This is a genomic window from Streptomyces rapamycinicus NRRL 5491 (assembly GCF_024298965.1).
Classification (GTDB): domain Bacteria; phylum Actinomycetota; class Actinomycetes; order Streptomycetales; family Streptomycetaceae; genus Streptomyces; species Streptomyces rapamycinicus.
In genome coordinates this window covers 117,280-137,133 of the sequence record NZ_CP085193.1, presented here as the reverse complement: position 1 = coordinate 137,133, position 19,854 = coordinate 117,280, and the positions used below count along the sequence as shown (strand labels likewise).

The window sequence follows — 19,854 nt, the reverse complement described above, 5'->3', positions numbered from 1 at the left end:
TAGGTCCGGTATGGACCTGCCGCGTCTGCGGGACCGCCGCGGTCATCTCACCTCGTTCTCTGGTGATTGTCTTCTTCCTAGACAAGCACTCGAAACATTCGTATGGTTTCGCCGCGCGCTCAATGTCGAGGAGGCGAGGCAATGCTCGATCAGCCACGTGCCGAGGGCGGGACCACCCCGACCGGCACTGACGTAGTCGTCATCGGTGCGGGGTTCGGTGGCCTGGCGACGGCGTACAACCTGAGGCGGCGGGGAGTGACCCGGTTCGTCGTACTCGAGCGGAGCCATGGGGCCGGCGGGACCTGGTGGGACAACCGCTACCCGGGAGCCGAGGTCGACGTCACCTCCGAGCTCTATTCGCTGTCCTTCGCGCCGCACGTGTTCGGACGTACGCATGCGAGGCAGGCCGAGATTCAGGCCTACATCGAGAAGGCCGTCGATGACCACGGCCTGCGTGGCCACCTCCGGTTCGGGACCCGGGTGACGAGCGTGCGGTGGGAGGATGCGACCCGGACCTATCTGGTGACCGCCGAGGACGGCCGGCAATGGCGGGCGGGGCACGTCGTCGCCTGCGTCGGCCAGCTCAACAACCCCCGCCGCCCGGACTGGCCGGGGCTGGCCGACTTCACCGGGCCGTGCTTCCACACCTCCCGCTGGGACCACTCGGTGGACTTGACGGGCAAGCGGGTCGCGTTGGTCGGCACTGGCTCGACCAGCGCACAGGTGCTACCGCCGTTGGCGGAGGCCGCCGGCCACACGTATCTCTTTCAGCGTCAGCCCGGCTGGGTCCTGCCCAAGGACGACCGCGATTACCCGCCGGAGGAAGTCGCTCGGCTTACGGGTAGCCGCTGGGAAGCGCGCCGCAGGCGGATCGCGGCGTTCATACAGTTGGAGAAGATGCGCAGCGCTGCTCGTGTCGGCACGAAGGCGAACCGCCGGATGCAGGCGAAGGCCGAAGAATACCTGCGGACCGCCGTCGCGGACCCCGAGCTGCGCGCGATGCTCACCCCGGACTATCCGTTCTACGGCAAGCGTCCGGTCCTGACGCAGTACTACTACCCGGCATTGGCGCGCGAGGACGTGACGCTTGTGCCCCGCTCGGTCGAGCGAGTGACCTCGCGGAGCGTGATTGACTCCGCGGGCGTTGCGACCGAGGTCGACGTCCTGATCCTGGCCACCGGCTTCCAGCCGTCCCGTTTCCTGGCGACCTTCGAAGTCTTGGGACGTGGCGGGATCCGGTTGCGCGACGTCTGGGGTGACGAGCCTCGGAGCATGCTCGGCATGATGGCCGTCGGGTTCCCGGAGTTCTACGTGACCTACGGCCCCAACACCAACGGCGGCGTCGTCACCTTCATGCTCGAGCGTCAGGCCGAGTGGATCGCGGACGCGATCGTCGGCGCGCGCCGGGCCGGAGTGGCGCGGGAACCGAAGTCCGCGCCGGTGGCCCTCATGGACCGGATCCTGCTGCGCCGCAACGGCACGTTCGTCTGGTCGCGGACCGGCAACAACTACTACACCTCGGGGTCCGGCCGGGTCGTGACCCAGTGGCCGTACAGCCAGAAGCTGTACTGGCTCCTCACCCGGGCACTCCGGCCCGGTCTGATGTGCCGGTCAGTCGGTCCCGCACGACCGATCCCCGACTCCGCCGAACCGGGCGACGCCGTGGCGGACCGGCGGCGGGAGCCCATCCATGACTGACCCCTTCCGCGTCGGAGGCCGTGTGTACGTCGTCACTGGTGCCGCCACCGGCATCGGCGAGGCTATCGCCCGCGAACTGGTGGCCGCCGGTGCCGCCGTGGCGCTCGTCGACATCGCCCCGAAGCTTCGCGGCCTGGCCGCCGAGCTCGGCGACCAGGCGTCCGCCCACGTGGTCGACATCGTCGAACGCGACGCGGCGCGTGCGGTCGTCGAGCACGTGCTCGCCACGCGCGGCCGGATCGACGGCCTGGTCAACTCAGCGGGCGCGGTGGTCAACGGCACCGCTCTGACCACGACCGACGACGACTGGGAACGCGCCATGGCGGTCAACGTCACCGGCACCCTGCGGTTCGTCCGCGCTGTTCTGCCGCCGATGCTGGACCGCGGCCGTGGCTCGGTCATCAACCTCGGATCTGTCGTCGGTGTCCGGGCTCGCGAGGACGGGATCGGCTACATCACGGCGAAGGCGGCCGTGCTGGGCCTGACCCGAAGCGTCGCCCTCGATTTCGGGCGCTGCGGCGTCCGATGCAATTCGGTATCGCCCGGTGCTGTGGACACGCCGATGCTGAGGGCCTACGAGCAGCGCAACCCGGGCTCTCTTCAGCGGCTCGCCGACACGAATTACCTCGGCCGTGTCGGTACCGGAACGGAAATCGCCCACCTCTGCCGCTTCCTGCTGAGCGATGCGTCGAGCTACCTGAACGGGACCGACATCGTGATCGACGGAGGAGCGCTCGCCGCCTTCGAGCCCCCGCGTTCGCCCACGGCTCCGCGCTGACCGGGCGCTGCGCCACGAGGAAGGAGACCCATGCCCAGCGAATGCGATGCCGTGGGCGCCTCGGCCGAGACTTCCGGCGCGCACACCACCGACACCATGGAGCACACCCGCGTCGTGTCAGGCGAGTTCGCCCTGGCGATGGCGGGCACCGAGACCGAGTCGCGCGAGGGTGACGTCGTCGTCCAGAACGGCACGCCACACGGTGGGGTCAACCGGTCGTACCAGCCTTGCGCGACCTCCGCGGTCCAGGTCCCGGCCGACCCCGCGACCCGCCCGCTGCCTTCGACCGCCGGTTCCCCGTCATGATCGACTACGAGCTGGGTGGCCGGGTCGCGCTCGTGACCGGAGCGGGATCGGGGATCGGCGAGGCCTGCGCCAAGACTCTCGCCCGTTCGGGCGCGATGACCGTGGTCACCGACCTGGACCTCGGTGCGGCCGAGCGGGTCGCCGAGGAGATCAAGTCAGCGGGCGGGTCGGCGACGGCGCACCTGCTCGATGTCACCGACGCGGCCTGCGTCGCCGACGTGGTCGCCGTCGCAGCCGAGCTCGGTCCACTCGAGATCGCGGTGAACAACGCGGGAATCGGTGTCGCGGCCGCCGCGACGGCCGACCTCGACGATGCCTCGTGGCGGCGGGTGATGGACATCAACCTCGACGGCGCATTCCGATGTCTGCGTGCCGAACTCGCGATCATGGCGGAGCAGGGCAGGGGAACGATCGTGCTGATGTCGTCGGTGCTGGGAGCCGTGGGTTCCGAGGCCGGCAGCGCCGCGTACACCGCGTCGAAACACGCGATCGTCGGCCTGGCCCGCAACGCCGCCCTCGAATACGCGGACCGGGGAGTCCGCGTCAACGCCGTCGGGCCCGGGCACGTGCTGACCCCGCTCGTCGAGCGGCTCGTACCGGAGGAGGTCAAGCGGGCCCGAGCCGCCCAGATCCCGCTGGGCCGGCTGGGTGACCCGGCCGAGGTCGCCGAACTGGTGGCCTGGCTCAGCAGCGACGCGGCCTCGTTCGTCACCGGCTCCTTCTACCCGGTCGACGGCGGTTATCTGGCCCGATGAACACGACCCGACCCCTGTCCGGCGCGACAGTCGGGCCCGAACCCCAACTGATCCCGGAGCCGATGCTCCACCTCAATGACGAGGAGCCCCGATGGGAATACTCACACCGCCGTCGGAGGGAAGACTGAGCGGCTCGATGATCGCCGCGCTGTGCGCGCTGGTCCTCGTCTTCGACGGGTACGACGTCTCGGTCTTCGCCACCACGATCCCGGCGCTGCTGAACTACGAGCCTTGGGGCCTGAACGCCGACGAACTCGGGGTGATCGCCAGCCTGGCCCTGATCGGCATGCTGGTCGGCTCGCTGCTCTGCGGCTTTGCCACCGACCTGCTCGGCCGCAAGCTCATGCTGATGCTCAGCTCCGGCTGGTTCTCCCTTTGCATGGTTGTCTGTGGCTTCGCGCCGACCAGTGAGATGTTCGGGCTCTTCCGGTTCTTGGCCGGTGTCGGCCTTGGCGGCGTCATGCCGACCGCCATCGCGCTGGCGATCGAGTTCGCACCGCGCACCCGCCGCAACCTCGTCAACATGGTGCTCACCTCCGGTTTCATGATCGGCATGCTGGTCGCCTCGCTGCTGGGCATCGTCGTGATCGAGACTTTCGGATTCCGTCCGATGTATGTCGCCGCCGCACTCCCGCTGCTGATCCTGCCGGTCGCCTGGTTCACCCTGCCGGAGTCGATCGAGTTCCTCGTATCGAAGGGACGCATGGAAGAAGCGCGGATGGTCGCGCGGCGATACGGACTCGACGTGCTCGCGCGGGCGGCGGATGACGCCTCCACCGGCCGCCGTTCGTCGCTGCGTGCCCTCGGCCGGAGGCCTCTGCTGGTCCCGCTGGTGATCTTCGGTCTGGGCGATCTCGTCGTGCAGCTTTTCATCTACGGGCTGAACACATGGTTGCCGCAGCTGATGAGCATGGCGGGCTATCCGCTCGGGTCGGCGCTGAGCTTCCTCGCCACCATGTCCATCGGCGCGATCGCGGGCGGCCTGGTCATGTCCTGGGCCGCGGATCGCGCGCATGCCCGCCCGATCGCACTGCTCGGATTCGTCATCGGCCTCGTGGCCCTCGTGGTTCTCAGCGTCGGCCCCCCGCTGCCGATCCTCTACCTCGCGGTGGCTCTCGCCGGCGTCGGTGGCAGCGGCACGGCGGCGATCCTCAACGGCTTCGTCGCCACCTGGTTCCCCGCAGCCGTGCGGGCCTCCGCATTGGGCGCCTACATGACGGTCGGCCGGCTCGGTGGGATTCTCGGCCCACTGGCCGGAGGCTGGATCATCAGCTCCGGGCTTTCCTTGGAATGGACCTTCTACGCGCTGATGATTCCTACGGTTCTGGGCGTCCTGGTCGTCCTGCTGATGCCGCGCACCACGGAGTATCCCGGAAAACCGCCTCTCGACAGCGGAGCGAAGCGCTCTGAGCGCGCGGCGCTCAACGAAGCACAGTGATCCGGGGGCGCGATGCCGCGCTCCCTTCGCGATGGGAAGTGATCTTCTGATGGGTGGGCTACGGACGCCGACGCTGCCGGATACCGCGTTCGCGGCGCTGATGCCAGGGTTCGGTGCGGAGCTCGAAGTCACCGAGGTGAGGGTGCCCCGCCCTGAGCCGGGGGCGCTGGTGGTGGAGGTCGAGGTCTCCTCAGTGTGCGGAAGCGACGTGCACACGTGGCAGGGATCGGTCAGTAATCTGCCGGTCACCCCGCCGCTGGTGCTCGGTCACGAGATCGTCGGTCGCGTCGCCGCGATCGGCGACGGCGCCGATGTGGATTCGGTAGGAGCGCCGCTGCGGCTCGGCGACCGCGTGGTCTGGGAACACGAGGCGTGCGGCACATGCGAGATGTGCTCGGTCGAGCGGCAGCCGACGCTGTGCCCGAACCGGCGCGTGGGCATGTTCCGTACCGCCGAGGAATTTCCCTACTCGGCGGGCGGATTCGCACAGTACTCGTATGTGTGGCCCCGATCCGGCCGGGTGCGCGTGCCCGACTCGGTGCCCAGCAACGCCGCGGCCGCGGGCAGCTGCGCCCTGCGCACCGTGGTGAACGCCTTCGAACGACTCGGTCCGATCGACCACATGTCGCGGATCGTGGTGCAGGGCAGTGGCCCGCTCGGCCTGTTCGCCACGGCGATGGCGGCCCGGCGTCATCCGCGCAGGCTGGTCGTCGTCGGAGCACCGGACGACCGGCTGGAGGTCGCGCGGCGCTGGGGCGCGCACGACGTCGTGTCCGTCGGGCGGCATCCCGACCCGGCGGAGCGCGTGGCCGCGGTGGAAGAGCTCACCGGCGGCGGACCGGACGTGATCCTCGAGATGTCGGGCGCGCCCGGCGCGTTCGCCGAGGGTGTGCTGATGGCTGCCCGCAACGCCCGTTACGCGGTCGTCGGCACCCTGGGCGGGGGCACGCAGGAGGTGCTCGTTCCGCGCATTGTCGGGCATGGGCTGCGGATCATCGGCTGCCTGGGATCGGACATCGGTTCCTACGAGCGTGGCCTGCGCTTCCTCGAGCAGGCGTCCGACGAGATCGACTTCGGTGCGTTGTTCTCCGGCCGGGTGCACGGGCTGGCGGGCGCGACCGACTCGCTCCGGAGTCTCCGGAACATGGACGAGATCAAGCCGATCCTCGACCCTTGGGTCTGACCGCTCGGCGTGCTCTGGGGACGGAGTGGCCACATGACGGACGATGGCGAGCTTGCCGAGCCTCGCCCCGCCCATCGAGCTGCCGGAACGTGTCACGGCGCTACGCGCCGATGACCCGCGATACGTCATGCCGTGAAGGATCCATCAAAATAAGTCGAAACATGCGAATAATTAGGCCCTCGTGGGGCTGCCTCGGAGGATTGATGAGAGACCAGGATGTCCCCGCCGTCGCGGCGGTCGGGGTGGCTCCGCACCCTGGGCTGCTGACGGCCGACGCCACTGGTCTCCGGCTGTCAGCGCTCACACCGGAGACCGCCGCCCTGACCGTCCTACGCCACGGCCCGACGACGGTCACGGCCGGTGCTCTGGACCGAACTGTCCGGACCATCTCGATGGGTCTGGCCGCGGCCGGCGTCGTGCCCGGTGACCGGGTGGCCGCCGTGCCGCGCAACCGGATCGAACTCGTCCTGCGGCTGCGCATCGGATCCGGGTCGAGGCCCGTCACGGACTACGCCGAGTGGCTCGCCGCCCACGCACCGCCTGGAGCCCACAGACGCGCGGTCGACGGCGTCGTGCCGCAGGTCTACACCTCGGGTGCCAGCGGTGTGCCGAAGGGCGTGCAGCTCACCGCCGTGAACATCGGGGCCGAAGTGGAGCTTGTCGGCCGGGCCTGGGAGTTCGGGCGGGACGCGGTGAGCCTGCCCGCCGCTCCGCTGTCCCGTATCGGCGCGCTGAGCGGGGCTCTGGTCGGCCTGCGCACGGGCGCGACCACCCTGCCGTCGCTGCGGCACATCGCGTACGGCGCCGCCCCGATTGCCCCGGCCGAGCAGCGGCGTGCCGCCCGGCGCCTCGGCTGCGATCTCCACCAGCTCTATGGCCTCACCGAGACCACGGGCGGCATCACCCAACTCGGCACCGGCACTGTCGACGCCCCGGAGGCCCTGTCGGTCGGCCCGCCCTGTCCGGTCGTCCTTACTGAGGAACTGCCGCGCAACGCCACGGGCAAGGTCCTCAAACGCTCGCCGCGCCGCGACCTCGCCGCGCGGCAGGAAGGAATGGCGCGATGAACGGTGCCGAGCAAGGACCGGGAACGGTCAGGATCCTGGGTTTCGTCAACCACATCGCCCCGAGTCCGGAGATCCGGACGGCCATCGAGCGGGCCTTCGAGTGGGGCGTCGACGTGATCGTCGCCCAGGGCACCGGCAGCGACTGGGGCCCGTACTGGCTGGGCTCGGGTGAGATGCCGGCGGCTGACGTCGCCACGAACGTCGAACCGTATGTGGAGGCCGCGGTCGAACACGGTGTGCCTTTTGTGTTCTCGTTCGGCATCGCCGGCGCCAACGTGCACCTCGAGCGGAACCTCGCCCAGTTCGACGCGCTCTGCGAGCGCCGCGGCTGGGACCTGCGGGTCGGCGTGATCCGCTCCCAACTCGGCGAGCGGTTCATGCTCGCCGCGGTGCGGGACGGCCCGCCCGTCGTCGCCGCGGGGGAGGACGCGCACCTGCCCGCTCAGCTCACGTCGGCGGATGTCCGAGGCGCGGAGCGGATCGTCGGACTGATCGGCCCCGAACCGGTGATGGCCGCGCTCGGCTCCGGCGTCGACGGCGTGATCACCGGTCGCGCACTCGACATCGGCCTGTTCATGGCACTGCCGATGCTGCGAGGTCTGCCGAAGGCTGTCGCGGCGCACGCGGGCAAGTTGCTGGAATGCGGCGGGCTCGCCGCCGAGCCGGGTGACTCCGGGCAGTGTCTGTGGGCAAACGTCGGCCCCGACGGCCTCGAGGTGCGCTCGCCGAGTCCCAAACACCGGATCAGCGTGCGCTCGCTGGTGTCGCATACCTTCTACGAGCGTTCGCACCCCGCGCTCGAGGAGAACCCTGGCGGTGTACTCGACCTGCGTAACGCCACCTACGAGACCACCGCCGAGGGCATCTGGTGTCAGGGTGCGGAGTGGATCGACCAGCCCTACACGGTGCTGCTCGAGGGCGCGACGCGCACCGGGTTCCGTGCGATCTCGATGCTGGGTGTCCGTGAACCGACCCTGCTCGCCCAGATCCGCAGCTGGACCGATTCGGCCGAGGCGCAGGTCCGTGGGGCGGCGCGGTTCGCCGAGCACTTCGCTCATGGCCGGATGCGGCTGGGCATCCGCATCTTCGGGCTCGATGGTGTGCTGGGCGGGTTGGAGCCGAACGACCGGGTGACCGGCCACGAGGCGGCGGTGATCGTCGACGTCGTCGCCGACGACCGGGCGCTCGCCGAGCAGGCCGCCTACTTCGCCTTCATCCGGCTGTTCATCGGTCCCTACCCGAACCGCAAGACCACGGCCGGCAACGCGGCGGCGCCGTTCATGCCGGTCGTCATTCCGGTGTCGGACGTCTTCAGGTTCGGCATCTACCACCTCCTCCCGCTCGAAGACCCGGTCGTGCCCTTCCCGTTCGTCATCGAACGGTTCCCCAGCCGTGCTCCGGAGACGACTCATGAGAAGGAGACCGCCGATGCGTCTGGCTGAGGTCGCCGTGGTGATCCGCAGCAAGAACGCGGGCCCGTTCTGCGTCACGATCGACCTGTTCTTCGACACCCCTGAGGACTATGAGCGCGCCCGGAACAGCCGACTGCTCACTCCGGCAGGCGTCGCCGAGGTCTACGGCGTCGCCGAGGACAAGGTAAAGGGGGTCTACTGGGACGATCGCGTCCTTGCCGGGAAGGTCTCCGTGCTCCGTTGGTCGTCCAGTTCCGACCCTTTCTGCGCCGACTACTTCGGTGCCCATCAGCATCATCCGCTCGCCGCCGGCGAGCTCGACGAGCCCACGGAGGCCGCGGCATGAAGTTCGGGATCCTGTTGACCTCGGTCTATGACCGTGCGACGCCGGCGGCGCGCCAGCGTGACGAGCATGCGGAGCTGGTGCGAACCGCGGATCAGGCGGGGTTCTCGCTGATGGTGGCGGGACAGCACTTCCTGGGCGCGGAGCTACGGTACTTCCAGCCGGTGCCGTGGCTGACCTACATGTCGCAGCATGCACCGTCGATGGATGTGGCGACCGGGATCGTGCTGCTGTCGATGGTGAACCCGGTCGACATGGCCGAGCAGATGTCCACACTGGACGTCCTGACCGACGGGCGGGTGCGGTTCGGCGTGGGTCTGGGCTACAGCCCGCACGAATTCGACGCGTTCGGAGTCCGCAAGGGCGAGCGGGTGGCGCGGTTCGAGGAGTCGCTGGCGCTGATCCGCAGGCTGTGGAGTGGCGAGAAGGTCACCTCCGAGGGCCGGTTCGTGAGCGTGCACGAGGCCCAGCCGGCGGTGCAGCCGGTGCAGGTGGGTGGGCCGCCGGTGTGGATAGGTGGCCAGGCGGCGGGTGCGGTGAAGCGGGCGGCGACGCGGGGGGACGCCTGGTACAGCCCGCCGTTCCCGACACACGCCCAGCTGTACGAGATGAGCCGGTTGTTCACCGAGACCCGCGAGGCGGCAGGGGTGGCGCCGGCAGCCGAGTTCCCGGTGCGCAGGGAGCTGCTGATCGCGGACTCGCGTGAGGACGCGATGGAGGCGGCGCTGGTGCGCTACCGGGCTCGGTACGAGACCTACCGCAAGTGGGGGCTGAAGGGGCAGAACACCCCGGTGGAGAAATCGGGTGAGGAACTGCGCGAGGACATCGAGCAGCGGTTCATCCTGGGCTCTCCCGAGGAGTGCGCGGCAGGGCTGCACAAGCTGGGGGACGAGATCGGCATGACGCATTTCGTCTACAAGCCGCACTGGCCGGGATTGCCGCACGCCGAGGCGATGCGCCAGCTCGATCGCTTTGGTTCCGAGGTCGTGCCCTTGCTCCGGAGCTGACCAAGGTTCACGGAACAGAGGGGCGGTTGATCAATGAAGCTCAATCGATCGCGGATGGGTCGGCGCCTGCCATGTCTCGGCTGCATACCCCGGTCCATTCCCGTTTGGACGGCAGGGGGCATGGCGTGACCGCGGCTGCCGCTACAAAGAGCTCTCACAGGCAGGAAATCAGGACGGTCGTCGCCAGCATGATCGGCACGGCTGTGGAGTTCTACGACTTCTCGATCTACGGAGTCGCGGCATCACTCGTCTTCTCGCACCTGTTCTTTCCGGACGTCGGCGACTTCCTCGGCACGCTCCTGTCGCTGTCGACCTTCGCGATCGCGTTCATCGCGAGGCCGATCGGTGCCGCGGTCTTCGGGCACTTCGGCGACCGGGTCGGGCGCAAAGGCACGCTGTTCATCACGTTGATGACCATGGGCGTCGCGACCGTCGGCATCGGCCTGCTGCCGACCTACTCCCAGGTCGGGATCCTCGCACCGGTCCTGCTGGTGGTCCTGCGGCTCGCGCAGGGCTTCTCGCTCGGCGGCGAACAGGCGGGGGCGATGCTGATGAGCGTCGAGAGCGCTATGGAGAAGCGCCGCGGAATGTTCGGCGCCTTCGTGAACTCCGGCGCCGGTTGGGGACTATTGCTGGCCAACCTCGTGTACCTCGCGATGTCGCGGCTGCCGCGGGACGCGTTTCGCAGCTGGGGCTGGCGGGTGCCCTTCCTGCTCAGTGCCGTGCTGGTCGTGGTGGGCCTGTTCATCCGGCTCCGATTGGAGGAGAGCCCGGAGTACAAGGAGGTGAAACAGGAGGGCGCGGTCCGCAGGCTGCCCATCGTCGAGGTCTTCAAAGCCCACTGGAAGCAGGTGATCCTGCTGGCCTTCGGTCTGCTGGCCTCGGGTGTCAGCTACTACATCGCGATCGTGTTCTCGCTGTCCTATGGCGTGACGGCGCTCGGTCAGGCCGACGGCACCATGCTCTCCCTGGTCCTCTGGATGACCGGCTTGATGATCACTCTGGTGCCGCTCATCGGCTGGCTGTCGGACCGGTGGGGGATGGCCTCCCGGCGGCTCATCTTCATCGGCTCGTCCGTGGCACTGATGGGTACCTCGTTCCTTTGGTTCGCGCTGCTCCAGACGCGCCAGTACGGGCTGATGCTGCTCGGCTTCGTCATCCTGTTCGTGGCCTACTGCGCGAACATCGCGGTGACGCCGACCTTTTTCGCCCTGGCCTTCCCCGCGCAGGTTCGGTACAGCGGCATGGCCATGGGCTTCACTCTGGGCACGGTGATCGGGGCGTCGATCGCGCCGCTGGTCGCGACGGCGCTGCAGGACGCCACGGGAAGCTGGGTCGGGGTGGCCTCGTATATGAGCGGTGCGGCGTTCCTTGCCGCGATCTCCGGTGTGCTGTTGCGCGAGTACGTTCCGGACCGGCGAGCCCGCCGGGGCGTCGGGGAGCCGGCCGGCCCGACGTCATCCGCCGAACCGAGCGAGGCGGCCCGCTGAGCGTTCCGGGACTGCCGGAGACCAGAGGCCCTCGTCATTTGGGGTGTTGACACCTTCAGTATCCGCGGAGTAGGAATACAAGCGAAACATACGCATAGTTTATGGCCCGCCGAGAGTGCCGGGTCTTCTCGAAGTGGAGGAGCGGAGATGGCCCGACCCGTCCCGAGCTACGGTGACGAGACGCTCGACGCGCTCGCCGAGATGGTCCGCGACTTCGGCCTCAAGGAGGTCCGGCCGCGCTTCCGTGAACTGGAGGACGCCGGCGAGTTCCCCCGGGAGCTCTACCTGCGCATGGGTGAGCTCGGCCTGTTCTCCTGCTGCTTCCCGAGCGAGGAGAACCCGGAGGCCGGGTATCGTGCGCTCGCCGTCGTCGCGGAACAGCTCGCCTACACCTACCCGCCGATCAGCGCTCCGATGAACCTGCAGGCCGCGACCGTCCCGCTGACGATCGCCAACTGGGGCGCCGCCGAACAGATCGACGCCTACGTCGACGGCTTGATCGGAGGCAGGATCCTCGGCTGCAATGCCATGACCGAACCCGACGGCGGCTCGGACCTGCTGGGCGCGATGCGGACCCGCGCCGTGCGCGATGGGGACGACTACCTGATCACCGGCGCGAAAATGTGGATCACCAATGCGAACGTCGCCGATGTCGCCGTCGTCTACGCCAAGACCGACCCCGCCGCCGGTCACAAGGGCGTCTCGGCCTTCCTGCTCCCGATGGACACGCCAGGCGTCGTCGTCGACCGCGTGCCCTGCCGGGTGTTGGGAAAGCTCATGCCGACCAACATGATCACCTTCGACCATGCCAGGGTGCCGGCCTCGGCGATGCTCGGCGCCGAGGGCGAGGGCTTCAAGGTCGCCATGAGCGCGATGGACTTCGGTCGGCTGACCGTCGCGGCCCGCTCGCTCGGGCTTGCCCAAGCCTGTCTGGACACCGCGGTCGACTACGCGAACGAGCGCGAGGCGTTCGGTCAGAAGATAGGCAACTTCCAGATGATCAAGAAGCAGATCGCGGACATGGCGTGCGAGGTCGCCGCGGCCCGCATGCTCGTCTGGGACGCCGCGGTGAAGTACGACGAGGGCACCGTCCCGACCCGGGAGTCGTCGCTCGCCAAGTATTTCGCGGCCGAGGTCTGCAACCGGGCCGCCCAGGCGTGCGCCGAGATCCACGGCGGATACGCCTTCAGCGACGAGCTCCCGATCAGCGTCTATCTCAACTACGCCAAGCTGTGGCAGACCGGAGAGGGTTCTGCGAACATCCAGGCCGTCCTGATCGCCGACGACGCGCTGGGCTGGAAGCCGATGGACCGGCACAGGCGGCCCTCCTTCGTGCCGCGGCCGGCGGGGGCGACGGCCTGATGAACCCCTTCCACGACCTCGCTCCCCCGTACCTCGAACTGCGCGATCGGGCTCGTGCCCTGGCCGCCAAGTGCGCCCCGCTGGCCCAGCGGGCCGACGAGAGCGACTCCGTCGACGAGGAGGTGCGCGGCCTCCTCAGTGGCAGCGGGCTGGCCGCGATCCAGGTCCCGCGGGCCTACGGCGGGCATTTCGAGCAACCGGACTCGCTGGCCGTGACGATTGTCCGCGAGCACTTGGCGGGGGAGTCCGGTCACCTCGATTCGCTGTTCGCCATGCAGGGCATCGGCAGCTACGCGATCTCCGTCGGCGGCTCCGAGGAGATCAGGCGGCAATGGCTGCCGAAGATCGCCACGATGGAGGCGATCGCGGCGCTGGCGCTGACCGAGCCGGACGTCGGTTCGGATCTCAAGGCCCTCTCCACGACGATCACCGCCGACGGGGACGAGCTGGTGGTCACCGGCAGCAAGAGCTTCATCACCAACGGCGGCGACGCGAGCTACTACTGCGTGCTCGGCAAGGAGGAGGTCGACGGCAGGACCGGCTACTCGCTGGTCCTGGTACCCGCCGGCACCCCGGGCGTGAGCACGAACCGGCCGCACCAGATCATGGCGCCGCACGTCCTCGGTGACATCGCCTTCGACGGCGCCCGGGTGCCCGCCGGGAACCGGCTCGGCCTGCCGGGCAAGGGGTTCGCGCTGGTACTTGCCACGCTGGCCACATTCCGGGTCTCGGTCGCCGGCGCGGCGATCGGCACGGCCCAGGCCGCGCTCGACGACGCTCTCGCCCACACCACGAGCCGCGAACAGTTCGGTGGCCCGCTGGTCCGTCTCGGCCCCGTCCCGCAGCTGCTGGCGATGTCGTGGACCGAGATCGAGATGGCCAGGGCGTTCACCTATCAGGTCGCGCAAGCCGCGGCGGCGGACGCCGCGGGCAACCTGCACTTCTCCTCGATGGCCAAGGTCGGCGCGACCGAGGTCGCCGGCCGGGTCGTGGACCGCTCGGTACAGGTGATGGGCCGGTTCGGGCTGGTTCGCGGTTCGCGGATCGAGCGCCTCTACCGGGCCGCCCGGCCGATGCGGGTCTACGAGGGGGCCACCGAGGTCCTGCTCGATGCCTTGTCCAAACAGCTCATCAAGGGGCACACCTCGTGATCATCGACGCACACTGTCACGTGTGGCCGGACGACATCGCCCGCAAGGTGCTGGCGAACCGGCCTGTAGGTCTCGACCCCGTGCACGACGGCACGCTCGACGGCCTGCGCCGCACGATGGACGCGGCCGGGATCGACATGGCGATGACCCTCGCGGTCGCCGACATGGCCCGGACCGTGCACCGGACCAACGAGTTCGTGGGCACGGTGGACAGGAGCCGGTTCGTCCCTTTCGGGACTGTCCACCCTGACCTGACGATCGAGCGGAACATCGCTTCTCTGAAGGACAACGGCGTGGTGGGTGTGAAGCTGCACCCGCTGTTCCAAGATGTCTCCTTCGCCGACGCGAAGGTCAGGGACATGCTCGTCGCGCTGGCGGAGAACGACATCCCAGTGATCGCCCACGTCGGCTGCGGCGGCGACCACGTCCAGAACGAGCGTGGTGCGTCCAGGCACCTGCCGTCGCTGGTGCGGGGGATTCCCGGCCTGCGGTTCATCGCCGCCCACTTCGGCGGATACCACGATCTCGACGCGGCGGAGGCGTGGTCGGTCGGCGCGGGCGTCCACCTGGAGACCTCGTGGCCGCCGAGCGTCGGGAACCTGCCGGCGGATCGAATCAGGGGAATCATCCGCCGGCACGGGGCCGACCGCGTCGTCTACGGGTCGGACTGGCCAATGACGGATCCGGCGACCGAGATCGCGGCGATCCGGAGTTGGGGACTGACAGCGGAGGAGGAGGCCGGTGTGCTCGGGGACAACCTCGCGCGCCTGCTCGGGATCACGGAAGCGGTGACGGCATGAGCAAGACGGTGCGGCTGGGGGCCGGGATGGCTTTCTGGGGTGACAGTGTGCAGCCCGCGATCAGGATGGTCGAGCGCGGTGAGATCGACTACCTGTGCTGCGACCACCTCGCCGAGCTCACCATGTCCATCCTGTCCAAGCAGATGGACCGCAACCCCGAGTACGGCTATACCCGCGACATCCTCGACCTGCTCCGCGGCGCCCTCCCGATGTGCGTGGAGAAGGGCGTCAAGGTCATCACGAACTCCGGCGGCGCCAACCCGAGGGCCGCGGCGGGCAAGATCGCGGAACTCGCCGGCGAACTCGGCGTCTCCGGCATCAGGATCGCGGTCGTGACAGGTGACGACCTGCGCCCGCAGATCGACGACCTGATGGCACGCGAGGTCACCTTCGCCAACCTGGACACCGGTGAGGAGCTCGCCACCGTCCGCCCCAGGCTCACTCATGCGGCGGCCTATACCGGCTGCGAAGGCATCGTCGAGGCCCTGGAGGGCGGTGCGGACATCGTGGTGTGCGGGCGGGTCACCGACATCGCGCTCTACCTCGGGCCGCTGCGGTACGAATTCGGCTGGAAGGCCGACGACTGGGAGCGTCTCGGCATGGCCACCGCCGTCGCGCACGCGATCGAGTGCGGCGGACAAGCCACCGGTGGCCTGCTCGCCGGCGGCTGGTGGGACACCCCTGGCCTGGAGGATCTGGGTTATCCGATCGCCGAGGTCGCCGAGGACGGCACCGCGGTGATCACGAAGACCCCGGGCTCCGGTGGCCGCGTGAACATCGCGTCGGTCAGCGAGCAGATGGTCTACGAGATCCTCGACCCCGCGAACTATCTGACCGCCGACGTCACCGCGGACTTCAGCGGCATCCGCCTGGAGCAGGTGGGCGAGGACCGGGTCCGGATCACCGGCGCCACCGGACGCCCGGCCCCGGAGACGCTCAAGGTCAACATGGGCTATCGCAATGGGTTCATCGGCGAGGTCCAGTTCACCTACACCTGGCCGCACGCGGTGGCCAAGGCGCGGCGGGGCGTCGAATTCCTGGAGAAGCGGCTGGCCAGGGCCGGGTTCACGGCCACCGACACGCATGTCGAGTACATCGGCCGGAACTCCATGTGGAACGACCGGATATCCGTCCCGGACGACCCCGGTCTGCCGGAGGCCGTCGTCCGCTACGCGGCGCGGTGTCCCGACGAGACCGAGGCCCGCAAGGTCTTCACCGAGTCCGTGCCGCTCTACAACAACGGTCCGGCCGGCGTCGGCGGCATCGGCACGCGGCCGCCCTTGAAGGAGCTCTTCGCGATCTGGCCGTGCCTGGTTCCGCGCGAGTACGTCGTGCAGTCCGTCGAGATGGTGGAGGTCTGAGGTGGGAGCCACGCTTCGTGTCGCCGACATCGCCCACGGGCGGTCCGGCGACAAGGGCGACATCTGCAACGTCGGGATCGTCGCCTATGACCGGGCCGGGTACGAGCTGTTGTGCAGGGAACTGACCGAGGAGAAGGTCGCCGCGCACTTCGGGGACCTGGTGCGTGGCGCCGTCACCCGTTACGAGCTGCCGGGCATCATCTCGCTGAACTTCGTGCTCACCGGCGCGCTCGATGGTGGCGGCACCCAGTCCCTGCGGTCGGACCACCTGGGCAAGACCATGTACGCCTGGCTGCTGCGAATGGAACTGCCCGACGACCCGGGCGTCACCCGGTACCCCTCCGGTCCCGAGGCCGAGGTGCGGGCATGAGCGAGCTGATCGCGGTCACCGGCGCCGAGGAGGACGTCCGGCGCGTGTGGTCGCCGCGCTCCGTCGCGGTGATCGGTGCCAGCAGCCGGCCGGGAACGCTCAGCTGGTGGCCGCTGCGCCTGCTGCGGCAGTACGGGTTCGACGGAGCGATCCACGCTGTCAACCCTCGTCGGCCGGATATCGACGGCTTCCCGTGCGTGCCGTCGATCTCCGAGGTCGATGGGCCTGTCGACCTCGCCATCATCCCGCTCGCGGCGGCGGACACCGTCGTCGCGGTGAAAGAGTGCGCGGCCGCGGGAGTCGGGGCCGTGGTGCTGCCGTCGCAGGGCTTCGGTGAGCTGGGCGAGGAGGGTCGGGCTCAGGAACGGGAGTTGCTCGGCGCCGCCCGCGAGGCCGGAATGCGGGTCGTCGGGCCGAACACCGACGGCGTCGCGAACCTGGCCGCGGGGGCGCTGGCCTCCATCCAGCCGTTGTTCGGGCAGGGCGTGCGGCCCGGCAAAGTAGCGGTGGTGACTCAGAGCGGGGCCACCGCGGCGTCGCTGCTGGTCCGGTTCGACGCCGAGGGGATCGGCTGCCGGCTCTACGCGAGCGCGGGCAACGAGATCGACCTCGGCCTCGCCGACTACCTGTCCGTGGCTCTGCAGGACCCCGAGGTCGAGATCGTGGTGTCCTTTGTGGAGGCGATCCGCCGCCCCGATGATTTCGTGGCCGTCGCGGAGCTTGCGGCCCGGCTGGGCAAGCCCATCGTGCTGATCAAGGTCGGACGCACCGAACAGGCAGCGGCCCGTGCCGCGGCGCACACCGGCGCCCTCGCGGGCCCCGACCGGATCTACGACGCGCTGTTCCGCTCACTCGGTGTCATCCGGGTTGCCGAACTCGCCGAAATCGTCGCGGTGGTGAAGCTGTACCTCGGGGTCGGCGCCCCGCGTTCGACGGGGATGGGTGTGATGTCGGTGTCCGGTGGGCAGGCCGGCGCCATCGCCGACCGGGCCGCGGACTTCCACGTCACCGTCCCCGCCCTGACGCGCGGCGCGCAGGACCGGCTCATGGAGCTGCTGCCCTTCGGCTCGCCGCTGAACCCATGCGATCTCACGGGCGAGGTGGCGAAGCGGCACGACCTGGCGGCGGAGGTCTACCGGATCTATGACACCGATCCGGGCATCGACCTGGTCGTCTACGCGCGCAAGGAACTCACCGGCGAGGCCGGCAGGGCCGCGGCGGCGAATCTGGTGGCCGCCCGGTCCAAGGGCTCGACGCCACTGGCCATCTACGCGATGGACGGCCGGCTCAACCCCGACGAGACCACCACTTACGCCGAGGCGGGCGTGCCGGTCTTCACCTCACTGGCCGAGCTGCTCACTGCGCATGGCGCGCTGGTCCAGCATGCCGCGACCGTGGCTGCCCGCACCGAGCGTGCACCGCGGACCGCCGCCCCGCGCGGCGAGTTCCCCGCCGGCGCCGGGCCGCTGGCCGAGGACGCTGCGCGCGCCCTGCTGGCCGCCTATGGACTGCACAGTCCCGCGTCCGAGGTCGTCCCGGATGTGGAGTCCGCCGTCGCGGCCGCGGAGCGGATAGGCTACCCGGTCGCGGTCAAGGTCGTCAGCGACACGATCGCGCACAAGACCGAGGCCGGCGGGGTGGTGCTCGGGCTCGTCGGCGCCGACGCCGTCCGGCGGGCAGGGGAGACGGTCCTCGCCAACGCCCGCCGCCACCTCGGCGGTGGCCCGGATGACCTGGCCGACGGCCTGCTCGTCCAGCGACAGGTCGTGGACGGCGTCGAGATCATCGCGGGGCTGGTGGTGGATCCGCAGTTCGGCCCGTTCGTATTGCTCGGCACCGGTGGCGTGCTGACCGAGCTGCTGGCCGACGCCGTGCTGCGGCCCGCGCCGGTCACTCCGGCCGACGTGCGGGAGATGCTCGGCGAGATCAGGGGAAAGGTCTTGCTCGAGGGCTTCCGCGGTGCTCCGCCCGCCGATGTCGACGCCCTCGTCGACGCCGTCGTGGCACTCTCCGAGCTGGGAGCCGACCACACGGACCACATCACCGAGCTCGACCTCAACCCCCTGCTCGTCCGGCCCGCCGGGCTCGGGGTGGTCGCGGTCGACGCGCTCGTCGTGACCCGAGACGGCACCAGGGAGGACCCCGCATGAACACCGCCGTGATCGTCGACGCCGTCCGCTCGCCGATGGGCAAAGGAAAGCCGGGCGGACAGCTCAGCGGCCTGCACGCCGTCGAGCTGCTCGCGCAGACGCTGCGCGGAATCGTGGAGCGCACCGGCATCGACCCCGGCGCCGTCGAAGACGTGATCATCGGCTGCGTCAGCCAGGGAGGGGAGCAGGCCGCGACGCCGGGGCGGCAGGCCTGGCTCGCCGCCGGCTACCCCGAGCACGTCCCCGCGACCACGATCGACAGGCGCTGCGGCTCCTCTCAGCAGGCACTGCACTTCGCCGCACAGGCCGTGTTGGCGGGTGTCCACGACGTGGTCCTCGCCGGTGGGGTCGAGTCGATGAGCCGGGTCCCGATGGGTTCCGCACGAATGGGTGCCGACGTGTATGGCCCCTCGGTCACCGACCGGTACGCGCCGGGGATGGTGTCCCAGGGCATCGCGGCCGAGCTGGTTGCCGCGCGATGGAAGATCGACCGCGAGGCGATGGACGCTTACTCGGCGCGGTCGCACGCTCGCGCGGCGGCGGTCGCCGAGGCCGGAGGTTTCGGAGGCGAGATCGTGCCGATCCGGGTCGCGGACCGTGACGAGCTCGTCACGGCCGACGAGACCATCCGGGCCGGCACCACTCCGGAGAAGCTCGCCGGCCTGAAGCGCGCCTTCACCGACGAGGCCATGGAGGAGCGCTTCCCGGAGATCTCCTGGTCGGTGACCGCCGGCAACTCCTCGCAGATCACCGACGGCGCGAGCGCGGCACTGGTGATGAGCGAGAAGCGGGCGAACGCCCTCGGCCTGCGCCCTCGGGCGCGGATCGTGGCGATGTCGGTGGTCGGCGACGACCCGATCGCCATGCTCACCGCACCGATCCCCGCGACGAGGAAGGTCCTCGCCAAGGCCGGTCTCGGGCTCGACCGGATGGACGCCGTCGAGGTCAACGAGGCCTTCGCCTCCGTGCCGCTGGCATGGCAGGCGGAGTTCGGCATCGACGAGGAACACCTCAACCCCGCGGGCGGTGCGATCGCCCTCGGACACCCGTTGGGCGCCTCCGGTATCAGGTTGTTCGCAACCCTGCTGAACCACCTCGAGCGCACCGGCGGCCGCTACGGCCTGCAGACGATGTGCGAGGCCGGCGGCATGGCCAACGCGACCGTCATGGAAAGGCTCTGACC

At 69.5% G+C, this 19,854-nt stretch carries 18 protein-coding genes; all 18 read left to right on the top strand.

The genetic code is table 11. The features are described from left to right. Positions 1 to 141: 141 nt before the first annotated feature. The 18 genes from LIV37_RS00430 (at position 142) to LIV37_RS00345 (ending at position 19,852) form a co-directional block, all read left to right on the top strand. The gene (locus LIV37_RS00430) at positions 142 to 1,698 is read left to right on the top strand and encodes a flavin-containing monooxygenase (protein WP_020865156.1); all 1,557 of its coding nucleotides are present in this window, start codon (positions 142 to 144) and stop codon (positions 1,696 to 1,698) included. Then, on the top strand, positions 1,691 to 2,476 hold the full coding sequence (locus LIV37_RS00425; protein ID WP_020865155.1) for an SDR family NAD(P)-dependent oxidoreductase: 786 nt from the start codon (positions 1,691 to 1,693) through the stop codon (positions 2,474 to 2,476). The genes LIV37_RS00430 and LIV37_RS00425 overlap by 8 nt, the downstream gene beginning before the upstream one ends. A gap of 30 nt (positions 2,477 to 2,506) precedes the next feature. Continuing rightward, complete coding sequence (locus LIV37_RS00420; RefSeq protein ID WP_020865154.1) at positions 2,507 to 2,782, top strand: cupin domain-containing protein; 276 nt, start codon at positions 2,507 to 2,509, stop codon at positions 2,780 to 2,782. After that, positions 2,779 to 3,537 carry an SDR family NAD(P)-dependent oxidoreductase gene (locus LIV37_RS00415; RefSeq protein ID WP_020865153.1) on the top strand — a complete coding sequence of 253 codons (759 nt, stop codon included), beginning with the start codon at positions 2,779 to 2,781 and terminating at the stop codon, positions 3,535 to 3,537. Before LIV37_RS00420 ends, LIV37_RS00415 begins: the two co-directional genes overlap by 4 nt. Before the next feature lie 136 nt (positions 3,538 to 3,673). Beyond that, on the top strand, positions 3,674 to 4,975 hold the full coding sequence (locus tag LIV37_RS00410) for an MFS transporter (RefSeq protein WP_020865152.1): 1,302 nt from the start codon (positions 3,674 to 3,676) through the stop codon (positions 4,973 to 4,975). A gap of 49 nt (positions 4,976 to 5,024) precedes the next feature. Next, positions 5,025 to 6,158 carry a zinc-binding dehydrogenase gene (locus LIV37_RS00405; protein ID WP_020865151.1) on the top strand — a complete coding sequence of 378 codons (1,134 nt, stop codon included), beginning with the start codon at positions 5,025 to 5,027 and terminating at the stop codon, positions 6,156 to 6,158. A 203-nt stretch (positions 6,159 to 6,361) separates the two neighbouring features. After that, positions 6,362 to 7,225: an AMP-binding protein gene (locus LIV37_RS00400; protein ID WP_020865150.1), complete on the top strand. Its 864-nt coding sequence runs from the start codon at positions 6,362 to 6,364 to the stop codon at positions 7,223 to 7,225. Next, the gene (locus LIV37_RS00395; protein ID WP_020865149.1) at positions 7,222 to 8,667 is read left to right on the top strand and encodes an acyclic terpene utilization AtuA family protein; all 1,446 of its coding nucleotides are present in this window, start codon (positions 7,222 to 7,224) and stop codon (positions 8,665 to 8,667) included. Before LIV37_RS00400 ends, LIV37_RS00395 begins: the two co-directional genes overlap by 4 nt. Further along, positions 8,654 to 8,983 (top strand): DUF4387 family protein, encoded by a 330-nt coding sequence (locus tag LIV37_RS00390; protein WP_020865148.1) that lies wholly within the window; start codon positions 8,654 to 8,656, stop codon positions 8,981 to 8,983. Before LIV37_RS00395 ends, LIV37_RS00390 begins: the two co-directional genes overlap by 14 nt. Continuing rightward, positions 8,980 to 9,987, top strand: a complete 1,008-nt coding sequence (locus LIV37_RS00385) for an LLM class flavin-dependent oxidoreductase (RefSeq protein WP_020865147.1) — start codon at positions 8,980 to 8,982, stop codon at positions 9,985 to 9,987. Before LIV37_RS00390 ends, LIV37_RS00385 begins: the two co-directional genes overlap by 4 nt. 125 nt (positions 9,988 to 10,112) lie before the next feature. Continuing rightward, positions 10,113 to 11,477, top strand: a complete 1,365-nt coding sequence (locus LIV37_RS00380; protein ID WP_158634959.1) for an MFS transporter — start codon at positions 10,113 to 10,115, stop codon at positions 11,475 to 11,477. Positions 11,478 to 11,624: 147 nt separating this feature from the next. Beyond that, complete coding sequence (locus LIV37_RS00375) at positions 11,625 to 12,839, top strand: acyl-CoA dehydrogenase family protein (RefSeq protein WP_020865145.1); 1,215 nt, start codon at positions 11,625 to 11,627, stop codon at positions 12,837 to 12,839. Next, positions 12,839 to 13,990 (top strand): acyl-CoA dehydrogenase family protein, encoded by a 1,152-nt coding sequence (locus LIV37_RS00370; protein ID WP_020865144.1) that lies wholly within the window; start codon positions 12,839 to 12,841, stop codon positions 13,988 to 13,990. The genes LIV37_RS00375 and LIV37_RS00370 overlap by 1 nt, the downstream gene beginning before the upstream one ends. After that, positions 13,987 to 14,790, top strand: a complete 804-nt coding sequence (locus LIV37_RS00365; RefSeq protein ID WP_020865143.1) for an amidohydrolase family protein — start codon at positions 13,987 to 13,989, stop codon at positions 14,788 to 14,790. The genes LIV37_RS00370 and LIV37_RS00365 overlap by 4 nt, the downstream gene beginning before the upstream one ends. Further along, entirely contained in the window at positions 14,787 to 16,151 is a 1,365-nt protein-coding gene (locus tag LIV37_RS00360; RefSeq protein ID WP_020865142.1) for an acyclic terpene utilization AtuA family protein, read from the top strand. Before LIV37_RS00365 ends, LIV37_RS00360 begins: the two co-directional genes overlap by 4 nt. A gap of 1 nt (position 16,152) precedes the next feature. Next, a complete protein-coding gene (locus tag LIV37_RS00355; RefSeq protein WP_020865141.1) occupies positions 16,153 to 16,521 on the top strand; it encodes an AtuA-related protein in 369 nt (122 codons plus the stop codon). Further along, a complete protein-coding gene (locus tag LIV37_RS00350; protein ID WP_020865140.1) occupies positions 16,518 to 18,671 on the top strand; it encodes an acetate--CoA ligase family protein in 2,154 nt (717 codons plus the stop codon). Before LIV37_RS00355 ends, LIV37_RS00350 begins: the two co-directional genes overlap by 4 nt. After that, a complete protein-coding gene (locus tag LIV37_RS00345; protein WP_020865139.1) occupies positions 18,668 to 19,852 on the top strand; it encodes a thiolase family protein in 1,185 nt (394 codons plus the stop codon). Before LIV37_RS00350 ends, LIV37_RS00345 begins: the two co-directional genes overlap by 4 nt. Positions 19,853 to 19,854 lie beyond the last annotated feature (2 nt).

Excerpts from the sequence above, each read along its gene's own strand:
- LIV37_RS00415 (WP_020865153.1), top strand. The coding sequence starts at position 2,779 with ATGATCGACTACGAGCTGGGTGGCCGGGTCGCGCTCGTGACCGGAGCG.
- LIV37_RS00375 (WP_020865145.1), top strand. The coding sequence starts at position 11,625 with ATGGCCCGACCCGTCCCGAGCTACGGTGACGAGACGCTCGACGCGCTC.
- LIV37_RS00425 (WP_020865155.1), top strand. The coding sequence starts at position 1,691 with ATGACTGACCCCTTCCGCGTCGGAGGCCGTGTGTACGTCGTCACTGGT.
- LIV37_RS00430 (WP_020865156.1), top strand. The coding sequence starts at position 142 with ATGCTCGATCAGCCACGTGCCGAGGGCGGGACCACCCCGACCGGCACT.
- LIV37_RS00350 (WP_020865140.1), top strand. The coding sequence starts at position 16,518 with ATGAGCGAGCTGATCGCGGTCACCGGCGCCGAGGAGGACGTCCGGCGC.
- LIV37_RS00390 (WP_020865148.1), top strand. The coding sequence starts at position 8,654 with ATGCGTCTGGCTGAGGTCGCCGTGGTGATCCGCAGCAAGAACGCGGGC.
- LIV37_RS00395 (WP_020865149.1), top strand. The coding sequence starts at position 7,222 with ATGAACGGTGCCGAGCAAGGACCGGGAACGGTCAGGATCCTGGGTTTC.
- LIV37_RS00400 (WP_020865150.1), top strand. The coding sequence starts at position 6,362 with ATGAGAGACCAGGATGTCCCCGCCGTCGCGGCGGTCGGGGTGGCTCCG.
- LIV37_RS00410 (WP_020865152.1), top strand. The coding sequence starts at position 3,674 with ATGATCGCCGCGCTGTGCGCGCTGGTCCTCGTCTTCGACGGGTACGAC.
- LIV37_RS00420 (WP_020865154.1), top strand. The coding sequence starts at position 2,507 with ATGCCCAGCGAATGCGATGCCGTGGGCGCCTCGGCCGAGACTTCCGGC.
- LIV37_RS00385 (WP_020865147.1), top strand. The coding sequence starts at position 8,980 with ATGAAGTTCGGGATCCTGTTGACCTCGGTCTATGACCGTGCGACGCCG.
- LIV37_RS00345 (WP_020865139.1), top strand. The coding sequence starts at position 18,668 with ATGAACACCGCCGTGATCGTCGACGCCGTCCGCTCGCCGATGGGCAAA.
- LIV37_RS00370 (WP_020865144.1), top strand. The coding sequence starts at position 12,839 with ATGAACCCCTTCCACGACCTCGCTCCCCCGTACCTCGAACTGCGCGAT.
- LIV37_RS00360 (WP_020865142.1), top strand. The coding sequence starts at position 14,787 with ATGAGCAAGACGGTGCGGCTGGGGGCCGGGATGGCTTTCTGGGGTGAC.
- LIV37_RS00405 (WP_020865151.1), top strand. The coding sequence starts at position 5,025 with ATGGGTGGGCTACGGACGCCGACGCTGCCGGATACCGCGTTCGCGGCG.